Source organism: Kineococcus haloalkalitolerans, assembly GCF_050871905.1.
GTDB lineage: Bacteria > Actinomycetota > Actinomycetes > Actinomycetales > Kineococcaceae > Kineococcus.
The window spans coordinates 48,235-59,428 of record NZ_JBJLSH010000026.1; the positions used below are offsets into that span (position 1 = coordinate 48,235).

Here is an 11,194-nt window from a genome sequence, read left to right on the forward strand (position 1 = left end):
GGGGCCAGTGTCGCGCGCCACCGGCCCCGGGCGTGCACGGGTGCGCGCCGCGGCCCGCGCTCGTCGACCCGCGCGGGGCCCGGGACGGCCGACGGCCGGGCCCGGGCGGAGAGACCCCGCCCGGACCCGGCCGTCCGGTGGTGCGCCCGCTCAGGCGCCGATGGTCATCTGGTCCGGGTGGCTGCCGACGCGGCCGTCGCGCTCCAGCCCGGCGATCTGGTCCAGGTCGGCCTCGGCCAGCTCGAAGTCGAAGAGCGCGAAGTTCTCACGGATGCGCTCGGGCGTCACCGACTTGGGGATGACGAGGTTGCCGATCTCGATGTGCCAGCGCAGCACGACCTGCGCGGGGGTGCGGCCCAGGCGGTCGGCGATGGCGCGGACCGTCGGGTCGTCGATGACGCCCTTGCCCGAGGACAGCGGGCTGTACGCCTCGGTGACGATCTGGTGCTTGGCGTTCTCCTCGCGCAGCTCGCGCTGCTGCAGGAAGGGGTGCAGCTCGATCTGGTTGACGGCCGGCACGACCGTCGTCTCGGCCAGCAGGCGGTTCAGGTGGTGCGGCTCGAAGTTCGACACGCCGATCGCGCGGGCGCGACCGTCGGCGTAGATCTTCTCGAACGCCTTCCAGGTGTCGACGTAGGCGTCCTTGACCGGCAGCGGCCAGTGGATGAGGTACAGGTCGACGTGGTCGAGGCCCAGCTTCTCGAGGCTGGCGTCGAAGGCGCGCAGGGTCGTGTCGTAGCCCTGCTCGGCGTTCCACAGCTTGGTGGTGACGAACAGCTCGTCGCGGGGCAGGCCCGACGCGGCCAGGGCGCGGCCCACGCCGCGCTCGTTGCCGTAGATGGCGGCCGTGTCGATGTGCCGGTAGCCGGTCTCGAGGGCGGTCTCGACGGCGGGGACCACCTCGTCGTCGCCGACCTGCCAGACGCCGAAGCCGAGCTGGGGGACGCTCACCCCGTTGTTCAGGAGGATCTGGGGAACAGCTGCGCTCATGCCCGCGAGGCTAGCCAGCGGCCCGTGGACCCGCAGGTCGGGCTCGGCGGGCGGGGGCGGCGGGGAGCTGGTGAGCGCCGGACCGGGAGCGCCTCACGGCGCACGGCCGCTCGTAGCGGCTGTCAATGGAACCCGGGGCTGCCGCGGCCCGGCGCCCGCACCCACCGTAACCCCGTCCGGCGCCCGCGTCAGCCCCGCGGGGGTCTGCGCGGGGGACTCAGCCCAGCTCGCCGGCGCGCCAGCGCTGGGCGGCGGTCTCCAGCTGCTCGGCGGTGCGCACGAGGCGGCCGGCGGAGCGGGTCAGCTCCCCGGCGGGCCCGGGGGCCCCGCCGAAGCGGGGGTCGTCGGCGTGGTGGGCGCGGCCGACGGCCACCAGGCGGCAGAAGGCGGCCGCGCGCTCCAGCGTCACGGCGAAGTCGCCGCGCGAGACACCGGTCAGGACCGCGTCGACGACGGCGACGACCTCCTCCGGCCCGGGCGGGTCGGCCACGCCCGCGACGACCTCCAGGACCGGCGCGAAGCGGCGGCCCTCGGCGTACTGGCGCGAGACGGCGACGGGCGCGCGCTGGACCCACGTGCGCAGCGCGTACAGGCGCCACAGGGCGCCGGCCAGGGAGTCGGCGGGCGCGTCGGCCCACAGGTCGGCGATGACCTCCAGGCCCTCGTCCTGGGCGAGCGTGACGACGCGGCGGGTCACCTCGGCGTCCTGCGCCGAGCGGGCGCCGTGCACGAGGGCGCTGGCCGCGGCGTGCGCGGCCTCCTGCAGCGCCGAGGGGTCCACGCCCCCGGCGAGGGCGACGAGCGCGTCGTCACCGGGCATGGCGGGCCGGTGGTGGCGCCTGGCGGCGGGTTCCTCGGGCACCGCTCGATGGTGCCACCGCCCGCGGGCCCCGGCGGACGGGCGGGGCGGGCGCGGGTGGGCGGGCGCGTCAGCCGCGGAAGGGCGGCGGCGGGACGGCGAGCGTGGCGCGCGGCAGGTCGGCCAGGCGCAGCCCGCCGTGCCCGAGCGCCTCGTCGCACAGCGACTCCACGCTCCAGCCGAGCTGGCTGCCGAACAGCGTCACCGTCACGCGGTAGATGGTGATCTCGTACTTGGTGGGGGTGCCGTAGGCGACGTGGACGCGGCCGATGAGCTCGGCGCCGGCGGCGTTGTCGGGTCCGTTCCAGGGGCGGTCCCAGCGCGTCCACAGCGACGGGCCGGCCTGCCACACCCCGCCGTTGGTCACGTCCCGCAGCGCCAGCTCGACCAGCACGGAGCGGGCCGCCTCCTCGGGCACGATGGCGGCCGGCCGGATGACCTCCGAGACCTCACCGGCGGCGCGGGCCGCGGGGGCGGTGGGGTGCTGGTCGTCCACAGCGGGTCGTCCTCTCGTCGTGCCGGCGGTCTCGGTGGGTCCTCGGCAGCGACGGCCGCGACCTTGAGCCCGGCGCGCGCACCGTCTCGGACCGTCCCGGCGTGGAGATCTCGTGCACGGTCGTGGACGGTGAGCGACGTCTGGGGCATGATGTCCCCGTACGAGGAGTACGCCGTGTAGTTGGCACGTCACTGATGGACACAGCTGGTCGACCTGTCGCCGTGGGGCCGTAGGGGAAGACGTCCCCCACCGACGCAGAGGAGAACGGCATGTCCGGTGCGACCACCCGCGGCGTGCTCTTCGTGCACTCCGCACCGCGCGCGCTGGTGCCCCACATCGAGTGGGCAGCGGGCGGGGTCCTCGGCGTGCGCGCGTCCCTGGACTGGACGCTCCAGCCGGTCGCCGCGGGCTGCCTGCGCGCCGAGCTGAGCTGGCAGGCGCCCCAGGGCACCGGCGCCCGGCTCGCCTCTGCGCTGCGCGGGTGGTCCCACCTGCGCTTCGAGGTCACCGAGGAGCCCAGCCAGGGCTGCGACGGCGGCCGCTGGAGCCACACCCCGTCCCTCGGCATCTTCCACGCCGTCACCGACGTCCACGGCAACGTGCAGGTCCCCGAGGACCGCGTCCACGCCGCCCTCGACCTGCTCTCCGGCCCGCACGCCGACCCGGCCGCCGCGCGCCGTGCCCTGGAGCTGGCCGTCGGCGAGGCCTGGGACCGGGAGCTGGAGGCCTTCCGCCACGCCGGGGACGACACCCCCGTGCGCTGGCTGCACCAGGTCGGCTGAGAGGCCGGCCGACACGTCGGCCGGCAGGTCGGCCGAGCCCGGCGGCCCCGTGCGGGGGGCCGCCACCACCGGGCCGACGCGGTCGCGGACCGCGGGCCCGGACGCGCGGAGGCCCGCGCCCCGGGGAAGGGGCGCGGGCCTCCGTCGCGGACCGCCGGACGGCTCAGACCGAGCGCAGCACCAGGCTGACGTTGTGCCCGCCGAAGCCGAACGCGTTGTTCAGCCCGATGAGCGGACCCTCGCCCGCCAGCGGCCGCGGGTCCTTGCGCACGACGTCCAGCGTCACCTCGGGGTCGAGGTCGTCCACGTTGATCGTCGGCGGGGCCAGCCGCTCGCGCAGCGCGAGGATCGTCAGGATGCTCTCCACGGCGCCGGCCGCGCCCAGCAGGTGCCCGGTCATCGACTTGGTCGCCGAGACCGCGATCCCGTCCGCCGCCGGCCCCAGGGCCAGCCGCAGACCGCGGTCCTCGGCCACGTCCCCGGCCGGGGTGGAGGTGGCGTGCGCGTTGACGTGCGCCAGGTCCCCCGGGGCCAGGTCCGCCGCCGCCAGGGCGTCCTTGACGGCCCGGCTGACGCCCGCGCCCGCCGGCTCCGGCGCCGCCACGTGGTGGGCGTCGGCCGACAGGCCCGCGCCCAGCAGCTCGGCGTGGACCCGCGCGCCGCGCGCGCGGGCGTGCTCCTCGGACTCCAGCACCACGATGCCCGCGCCCTCGCCGAGGACGAACCCGTCGCGCTGGGTGTCGAAGGGCCGCGAGGCGCGGGCCGGGTCCTCGTTGCGCCGCGACAGGGCGTGCATGGCCGCGAAGGAGGCGATGGGCAGCGGGTGGATCGCCGCCTCGGTGCCGCCGGCGATGACCATGTCCGCGCGCCCGGAGCGGATCATGTCCGCGCCGTAGGCCAGCGCCTCCGCGCCCGAGGCGCAGGCGCTGACGGGCGTGTGCGCGCCCGCGCGGGCGGTGAACTCCAGGCTGATCGCCGACGTGGGCCCGTTGCCCATGAGCATCGGCACCGTCAGCGGCAGGACGCGGCGCGCGCCCTTCTCCTTGAGCGTGTCGTAGGCCGTCAGCAGCGTCCAGATGCCCCCGATGCCGGTGGCGACCACCGAGGCCAGCCGCAGCGGGTCGACCTCGGGGGTGCCCGCGTCGGCCCACGCCTCGCGGGCGGCGATGACGGCGAACTGCTGGGAGGGGTCCAGGCGCTTGACCTCGCGGCGCTCCAGGACGTCCTCGGCCGGGACGGCGGCCTGCGCGCCGAAGGTGATCGGCAGGTCGAACTCGGAGGTCCAGGAGGCCTGCAGGGGGCGGGCGCCCGAGCGCCCGGCCAGCACGGCCTCCCACGTCGAGGCGACGTCGCCACCCAGCGGTGTCGTCGCTCCCAGTCCGGTGACGACGACGCGGCGAGCGGTCGTGGTCATGGTCGGTCAACTCCTTCGAAGCGGTGGCGGGTGCCGGTCGCGGTGGGGGTGCCGGCCGGCCCGCGAGGGCCGGCCGGCGGCGGGCTCAGCCCTGGGCCTGGGAGATGTAGGCGACGGCGTCGCCGACGGTGCGCAGGTTCTTCACGTCCTCGTCGGGGATGCGGACGCCGAACTTCTCCTCGCAGTTCACGACGATCGTCATCATCGACAGCGAGTCGATGTCCAGGTCGTCGGTGAAGGACTTGTCGGCCTGCACGCTGTCGGTGGGCAGGCCCGTCTCCTCGTTCACGATCTCGGCGAGACCGCTGAGGATCTCCTGCTCACTGGCCATGCGTCGCTCCTTCGTCGTCCGGGCGCCGGCACCTCCGGCGCCCTCCTCGTCCTGGGCGCGGGGCCCGCGGCCCCAGGTCTGCGGCCCGTCCCCGGTGGGGCGGGCCGGTCCGCGCGCCGCGCCCCCGCCGGGGGCGCGGCCGGTCCTCACGGCAGGCGCACCACCTGCGCGGCGTACGACAGACCCGCGCCGTAGCCGATGAACAGCGCCAGCCCGCCCGAGGGGGCGTGCCCGTCGGCCACGGCCCGCTCCACGGCCAGCGGCACCGAGGCCGCCGACGTGTTGCCCATGTCGACGATGTCGCGGGCCACGTGCACCGACTCCGGCAGCTTCAGCTGCTTGACCATCGCGTCGATGATGCGCGCGTTGGCCTGGTGGGGCACGAAGACGTCCAGCTGGTCGGCGGTGACGCCCGCGGCGTCCATCGCCTGCTGGGCCACCGGCGCCATCTGCCACACGGCCCAGCGGAAGACCGACTGGCCCTGCTGCTCCAGGTACGGCCAGCGGGCCGGGTCCTGCGCGGCGGCCTCGGCGGCCACCGGGTCCACGGCGGCCGGCTGGCGCAGCTCCAGCCAGGAGTGCTTGGAGCGGATGGCGTCGGCCTGACCGCCGTCGGAGCCCCACACCGTCGGGCCGATGCCCGGCTCGGCGGACGGGCCGACGACCGCCGCGCCGGCGCCGTCGGCGAACAGGAACGCCGTGGAGCGGTCGTGCTTGTCGGTGAAGTCGGACAGCTTGTCGACACCGACGACGAGCACGTGCTCGGCGGTGCCGCCGCGCACCAGGTCGCTGGCCAGCGCCACGCCGTGGCAGAAGCCCGCGCACCCGGCGGACACGTCGAACGCCGCGGCCGGGGTCGCGCCGAGGCGGTCGGCGAGCACGGCGGCCGCCGCGGGCGTCTGGTACGGGTGCGAGACGGTCGCGAGCACGACCGCGTCGACGTCGGAGCCGGTCAGCCCGGCCGCGGCCAGCGCCTTGGCCGAGGCGTCCTCGCTCATGTCGACGACGGAGACGTCCTCCGCGGCCCAGCGGCGGGTGCGGATGCCGGTGCGCTGCTGGATCCACTCGTCGGAGGAGTCGATCCAGGTGCACACCTCGGCGTTGTCGATGACGCGCGGCGGGCGGTGGGCGCCGAAGCCCAGGATCCGCGCCTCGCGCGTCGGGGCGGTCGTGATCCGGACCGTCACGGGCCCACCTCCTGCGGTGTCTGCTGCTGCGTCTGCTGCGTCTGCTGCGCCGCCGTCAGCTGCGTCGGGGCGGTCGCGGTGGCGCCGCCGTGGTCGGCGATGAGCGTACGGGCCCGGTCGAGGTCCTCCGGCGTGCGCAGCGCGAGGGTCTCCACGCCCTTCAGCTGCCGCTTGGCCAGGTTGACCAGGGTGCCCGCGGGGGCCAGCTCGACGAGCGCGGTGACGCCGAGGCGCGCGAACGCCTCCGTGCACAGGTCCCAGCGCACGGGCCGGCTGACCTGCGCCACCAGCCGGCGCAGCAGTTCGCGCCCGTCGGTGACCAGCGCGCCGTCGGCGTTGGCGGCCACCGGCACGGCGGCCGTGCCCGGCTCCAGCCCCGCCGCCAGCGCCTCCAGCGTCCCCACGGCCGGGGCCATGTGCTCGGTGTGGAAGGCGCCGGCGACCTGCAGCGGCACCACGCGGGCCTTCGCGGGCGGCTCGGCGCGCAGCGCCTCCAGCGCCTCCAGCGTCCCCGCCGCCACGACCTGCCCGCCGCCGTTGGCGTTGGCCGCCGTCAGCCCGTGCCGGGCCAGGACCGCCGCGACCTCCTCGGGGTCGCCGCCCAGGACGGCGGACATGCCCGTGGGTCGCTGCGCGGCCGCGGCGGCCATCGCCCGCCCGCGCTCGCGCACCAGGACGAGGGCCTGCTCGGGGCTCAGGGCCCCGGCGGCCGCCGCGGCCGTCAGCTCGCCGACCGAGTGGCCCGCCACCGCGCCGGCCGCGGCGGCCAGCTCGGCGGGGGAGGCGAACAGCTCCCGCAGGGCCAGCAGCCCGCCGGCCACGATGAGGGGCTGGGCGACCGCGGTGTCGCGCAGGGTGTCGGCGTCGGAGACCGTCCCGTGCGCCACGAGGTCGCTGCCGACGACGGCGGAGGCCCAGCGCAGCCGGTCGGCGGCACCGGGCAGCTCCAGCCACGGCGCGAGGAAGCCGGGGGCCTGCGACCCCTGGCCGGGGAAGACGAAGACGAGCACAGGAGGAGCCTCCCCCGGACGGCGGGCCCGGGGCGGTCACGACGCTCACCGACTTCACCGCCCCGGTTTGTGGGAACCCTCCAAAGACGGACCGTCGGCGGCGGGTCTGCTCCCACGCCTGGTGAGCGAGCGTGCGCCCCGAGTCACCGCCGGGCGGGCCGGCGCGGTGGTCGCGGGTGCCCGCCGCTCCTCCGCCGGCGGGGTCCGCGAGGGGGCCGGCGAGGGGGCCCGCGCGGAGGCCGGGGCCGGGGCGGGGGGAGCGGCCGCGAGCGGCTCCGCCAGCCGGCCCAGCGCCACCGCCGTCTGCAGGACCCACCGCTCGCGCGGGACGGTCGGCGTCCACCCGCACACCTCCCCGACGCGCCGCAGCCGGTAGCGCACCGTGTTGGCGTGCACGAAGAGCTCCCGCGCGCACGCCTCCAGCGACCCGCCGGAGGCCAGGTAGGCCGTCAGGGTCTCCAGCAGCGCACCGCCCGCCGCCGCCAGCGGGCGGTAGGCCCGGTCCACCAGCGCCCGGCGCGCCGTCGCGTCCCCCGACAGCGCGCGCTCGGGCAGCAGGTCGTCGGCCAGCACCGGCCGCGGCGCCTCCGGCCAGCCGCGCGCCGCGACGGCGCCCGCCAGCGCGGCGCGCGCCGAGCGGGCCGCCACCGGCAGCGAGGCCACCGTGGGGCCGACCACCACCGGGCCCGCGCCGAACTCCGACTCCGCCAGCCGCGCCGCCGTCGCCAGCGCGTCCGGCACCCCGGACAGGACGACCACCAGCCGCTCGCCCTGCACGCCCACCAGCGCCTCGCCGCCCGCCGCGCGCGCCACCCGCCGCACCCGCGGGACGACCCCGGCGGCCGCCACGTCGCCCGAGGCGCCGATGACGACGGCCGTGGCGGCGTCCAGCGTCCAGCCCAGCGCGGCCGCGCGGGAGGCGATGACGTCCTCGCCGTCCCCGCGCAGCACGGCGTCCACCACGAGGGCCTCCAGCCGCGCGTCCCACGCCCCCCGCGACTCCGCGGCCCGCGCGTAGACGGCGGCGGCGGCGAAGGCGACCTCGCGCGAGTAGCGCAGCAGCGCCTGGCGCACCGCCACCAGCTCCGCGGCGTCCACCGCCCCCGCGGCACCGGCGGGGAGCGCCGGGTCGGCGCTGGCGCGCAGCACGTCGTCCACGCCCTCCTCGACGACGGTGATCGCCGTGCGGACCAGCTCCACCGTCTGCTGCAGCGTCACGGTGCGGGTCAGCTCCCGCGGCGCCGTGCCGAACACGGCGGTGCCCGCCAGCAGGTCCGGGTCGGGGTCGCTGAGCCAGCGGATGAAGTCGGTGAACCCGGCCTGGGCGACGAGCCCCACCCAGGAGCGCTCGTCGGCCGGCAGGGCGCCGTACCAGGGCAGGCGCTCCTCCATGGCCGCGGCGATGGAGGAGGCGAAGTGCCCGGCCGCCGCCTCCAGGCGACGCACGGTCGCCGGCGACGGCTCGGACCGCGCGGCGGGCCGGGCCGGCTCCGCGGCGGGCCCGTCGACGGGCTCCCCGACGGGCTCCCCGGTCGGCTCGGCGTCGGGCTCGTCGGCGGGCACGCCCCGACACTACGCAGCGGCCGGGCGGCCGGGCGCCCCCGCCGTGCCCCGCCCTCCCCGTCGCGGGGACGGGCCGGCGCGGACCCCCTGGGCTAGGGTGCCGGTGCGGCGTCCCCACGCGGGCAGGTCCTCGCGAGGACCGCGCGGAGCCGACGGGGCACCGTGCCGAGAGGGGACGAGAGGACAGGCATGGGACTGCTCGACCGCTGGCGCCGGCGCGGGTCCGCGCCCGACCGACCGCCCCGGCGCTCCCGCCGCCGCGCCGCCCCCGCCGCGGCGCCCGTGCGCGAGTCCGTCCTGCGCGAACGCCTGCACGAGGACCCCAACGACCGCGAGGCCTTCGACACCCTCGTCGAGACGGTCCGCACCCGCGCCTCCGAGGCCCACGAGGGCGACGCCAGCCCCGAGGACGCCCGCACGGCCGCCGACAACGCCGTCTGGGCGCTGGCCGAGGAGCTCGCGCAGAGCCCGCGCGCCTGGCGCCCGCTCCTCGTCCTGGGGCGCCTGTCGCTGGCCGACGACCGCGAGGCGGCCCTGCGGCGCCTGGGCATCGCCGCCGAGCGCGACACCTCCGGCACCGCGCTGGCGCAGGCGCTGCAGGTGCTGCGCGAGGCCGGGATGAACGACGAGGCCCTCAGCCTGGGCGTCGGCCACTGGCGCCCGCGCGAGCACGACCTCGAGGCGGGCCGGCACCTGGTGGCCGCCGCCATCGACGCCGGCCGCCTCGCCGAGGCCCGCCGGCACCTCAAGGCCCTGGGCGACCACCCCGACCAGGGGCGCGCGGCGCAGCTGAGCGGCGAGCTCGAGGAGGCCATCGGCCGCGCCGACCGCGACCGCCGCTGACGGTGCCGGCGCCGCCCCGCGGGCGGTGCCGGGCCGGTGTCACGCCGGTGCGGAGGCGCGCGCCCGCCGGGCCCCCTTCGTCCGGTACATCGCCGCGTCCGCGCGGTGCACGACGGCCTCCGCGGCCTCGCCGGCGTCGCCGTGGGCCACCCCGGTGCTCGCCGCCGGGACCAGGACCGCGCCTGCCACGACGAGGGGGGCCGCGACGGCCTCGGACACCCGCCGCGCCAGCGCTTCCGTGACGCCCGGCTCCGGCGCCCGCAGGACGACGGCGAACTCGTCACCGCCCAGGCGGGCGACGACGTCCCCGGGCCGCAGCACCGAGGTCAGGCGCCGTCCCACCGCCCGCAGCAGCTCGTCACCCGCGGCGTGCCCGTGGGTGTCGTTGACCTCCTTGAAGCGGTCGAGGTCGACGAAGACGACGCCGACCGCGACGCCGTCGCGCTCGCAGCGCTCCAGCTCCTCGGTGAAGGCGGCGCGGTTGGCCAGGCCGGTCAGGGAGTCCGTGCGCGCCTGCTCGGCGAGCGCGGTGTGCCGGTCGGCGGCCTGCAGGGCCAGCACCGTCAGGTGCACGACGGCGCGCACGCCGCTCACCCCCTCCTCGGCCGGGCGCCCGGCGGCCCCGATGAGCAGCCAGCCCGTGGCCGTCTCCTGCAGCGGCAGCGCCTGCCACCGGGCACGGGGGTCCGTGGCCGCGACCAGGGCGGGGCCGGGGTCGACCGCGACGGGCGGGGCCTCCGCCCCCGGCGCGTGCTCGGCCAGGGGCAGCACCACCCCGGGCAGCACGGGCGGCAGGCCGGTGCGCAGGACACCGGTGCTCTCCTCGTGGACCACCCCGGCCGGGGTCGCCGTCACCCGCACCGTCCACAGCCCGGGCGTCACCCGGCACAGCTCGTCGGCCGCCGCCAGGACCCGGTGCACCACCTCCCGGCGGTCGGTGACGCCCAGCAGCGCGCGGCCCAGGTCGTTGACCACGGCGTCGCGCCGCTGCGCCTGCCCGCGCGCGAAGAGCCCCGCGGCCAGGTGCCGCGCGCCGGCGGCGGTGAGCAGCACGATGGGCAGCGCGCCGACGACGGCGGCGCCCTCGGCGCCGCCGTCGTGCCCGGGGAACAGGCTCCACAGCGGCACGGCGGCGGCCACGCCGACCACGAGCAGCACCGCGTGGCGGGCGACCTCGCCGGCGCTGCCGTAGACCGAGCGTCCCCACAGGGCGGGGAAGAGGGCGCCGAGGACCATCGCGGGCACGGCGGCGGAGGCCGTGGCGAGCGTGAGCAGGCCCACCTCGAGCAGGTCGTCGAGCAGCCCGGTGCGGCGCCGGCGGTAGCGGCGCACCCACCCGGCGATCAGACCGCCCAGCGCTCCGAGCACCACCGTGGCGGTGACCGGGTGGGCGCCGCCGACGACGGCGGGCACCACGAGGACCGTGGAGGCCGCGGCCAGCAGGCAGAACAGCCAGCGCGTCCGCTCCACCAGCTCGGTGGGACGGCGCGAGACGCGCGAGAGCGCGCTCACCGACGAGCGCACGACGGGGACCAGCACAGGACCACCTCGACCGACCGCCCGGTACCGGGCCCGTGCGCTCGAGCGGTCCGGCGGTCCTCGGGGGGTCCGGCCCTCGCCGGACGACGTCCCCGCTGGAGGTGTCGTCGTCGCGGCGGCCCGGCTCCATCGCCCGGACGGGGGACCCCGGACGGGGGGGGGGGGGGGGGGGCGCGCCGC

11 protein-coding genes are annotated in these 11,194 nt (G+C 78.0%); 2 read left to right on the plus strand and 9 right to left on the minus strand.

Annotated features, from left to right (window positions below; genetic code table 11):
• Positions 1-150: 150 nt before the first annotated feature.
• The 3 genes from ACRYMY_RS11775 to ACRYMY_RS11785 form a co-directional block, all read right to left on the minus strand.
• Complete coding sequence (locus ACRYMY_RS11775) at positions 151-990, minus strand: aldo/keto reductase (RefSeq protein WP_432547440.1); 840 nt, start codon at positions 988-990, stop codon at positions 151-153.
• Positions 991-1,207: 217 nt separating this feature from the next.
• Entirely contained in the window at positions 1,208-1,852 is a 645-nt protein-coding gene (locus tag ACRYMY_RS11780) for a hypothetical protein (RefSeq protein WP_432547441.1), read from the minus strand.
• Positions 1,853-1,919: 67 nt separating this feature from the next.
• On the minus strand, positions 1,920-2,345 hold the full coding sequence (locus ACRYMY_RS11785) for a hypothetical protein (RefSeq protein ID WP_432547442.1): 426 nt from the start codon (positions 2,343-2,345) through the stop codon (positions 1,920-1,922).
• Between the two features lie 269 nt (positions 2,346-2,614).
• On the opposite strand from ACRYMY_RS11785, the gene ACRYMY_RS11790 reads away from it, so the two are divergent.
• A complete protein-coding gene (locus ACRYMY_RS11790) occupies positions 2,615-3,127 on the plus strand; it encodes a DUF3145 domain-containing protein (protein WP_369053939.1) in 513 nt (170 codons plus the stop codon).
• 163 nt (positions 3,128-3,290) lie between these two features.
• Here ACRYMY_RS11790 and ACRYMY_RS11795 read toward each other — a convergent pair whose 3' ends face one another.
• From ACRYMY_RS11795 to ACRYMY_RS11815, 5 genes are all read right to left on the minus strand, one after another.
• Positions 3,291-4,541, minus strand: coding sequence for a beta-ketoacyl-[acyl-carrier-protein] synthase family protein (locus ACRYMY_RS11795; RefSeq protein ID WP_432547443.1), 1,251 nt, complete (start codon positions 4,539-4,541; stop codon positions 3,291-3,293).
• 85 nt (positions 4,542-4,626) lie between these two features.
• On the minus strand, positions 4,627-4,872 hold the full coding sequence (locus ACRYMY_RS11800) for an acyl carrier protein (protein ID WP_369053942.1): 246 nt from the start codon (positions 4,870-4,872) through the stop codon (positions 4,627-4,629).
• Between the two features lie 146 nt (positions 4,873-5,018).
• Positions 5,019-6,059, minus strand: coding sequence for a beta-ketoacyl-ACP synthase III (locus ACRYMY_RS11805; protein WP_432547444.1), 1,041 nt, complete (start codon positions 6,057-6,059; stop codon positions 5,019-5,021).
• Positions 6,056-7,069 (minus strand): ACP S-malonyltransferase, encoded by a 1,014-nt coding sequence (locus ACRYMY_RS11810; RefSeq protein ID WP_432547445.1) that lies wholly within the window; start codon positions 7,067-7,069, stop codon positions 6,056-6,058. Before ACRYMY_RS11810 ends, ACRYMY_RS11805 begins: the two co-directional genes overlap by 4 nt.
• A 54-nt stretch (positions 7,070-7,123) precedes the next feature.
• Entirely contained in the window at positions 7,124-8,632 is a 1,509-nt protein-coding gene (locus tag ACRYMY_RS11815) for a PucR family transcriptional regulator (RefSeq protein ID WP_432547446.1), read from the minus strand.
• A 189-nt stretch (positions 8,633-8,821) separates the two neighbouring features.
• On the opposite strand from ACRYMY_RS11815, the gene ACRYMY_RS11820 reads away from it, so the two are divergent.
• Positions 8,822-9,475, plus strand: a complete 654-nt coding sequence (locus tag ACRYMY_RS11820) for a hypothetical protein (RefSeq protein WP_432547447.1) — start codon at positions 8,822-8,824, stop codon at positions 9,473-9,475.
• Between the two features lie 39 nt (positions 9,476-9,514).
• Here ACRYMY_RS11820 and ACRYMY_RS11825 read toward each other — a convergent pair whose 3' ends face one another.
• On the minus strand, positions 9,515-11,014 hold the full coding sequence (locus ACRYMY_RS11825; protein WP_432547448.1) for a diguanylate cyclase domain-containing protein: 1,500 nt from the start codon (positions 11,012-11,014) through the stop codon (positions 9,515-9,517).
• Positions 11,015-11,194: the final 180 nt, after the last annotated feature.

Excerpts from the sequence above, each read along its gene's own strand:
- ACRYMY_RS11775 (WP_432547440.1), bottom strand. The coding sequence starts at position 990 with ATGAGCGCAGCTGTTCCCCAGATCCTCCTGAACAACGGGGTGAGCGTC.
- ACRYMY_RS11790 (WP_369053939.1), top strand. The coding sequence starts at position 2,615 with ATGTCCGGTGCGACCACCCGCGGCGTGCTCTTCGTGCACTCCGCACCG.
- ACRYMY_RS11795 (WP_432547443.1), bottom strand. The coding sequence starts at position 4,541 with ATGACCACGACCGCTCGCCGCGTCGTCGTCACCGGACTGGGAGCGACG.
- ACRYMY_RS11800 (WP_369053942.1), bottom strand. The coding sequence starts at position 4,872 with ATGGCCAGTGAGCAGGAGATCCTCAGCGGTCTCGCCGAGATCGTGAAC.
- ACRYMY_RS11820 (WP_432547447.1), top strand. The coding sequence starts at position 8,822 with ATGGGACTGCTCGACCGCTGGCGCCGGCGCGGGTCCGCGCCCGACCGA.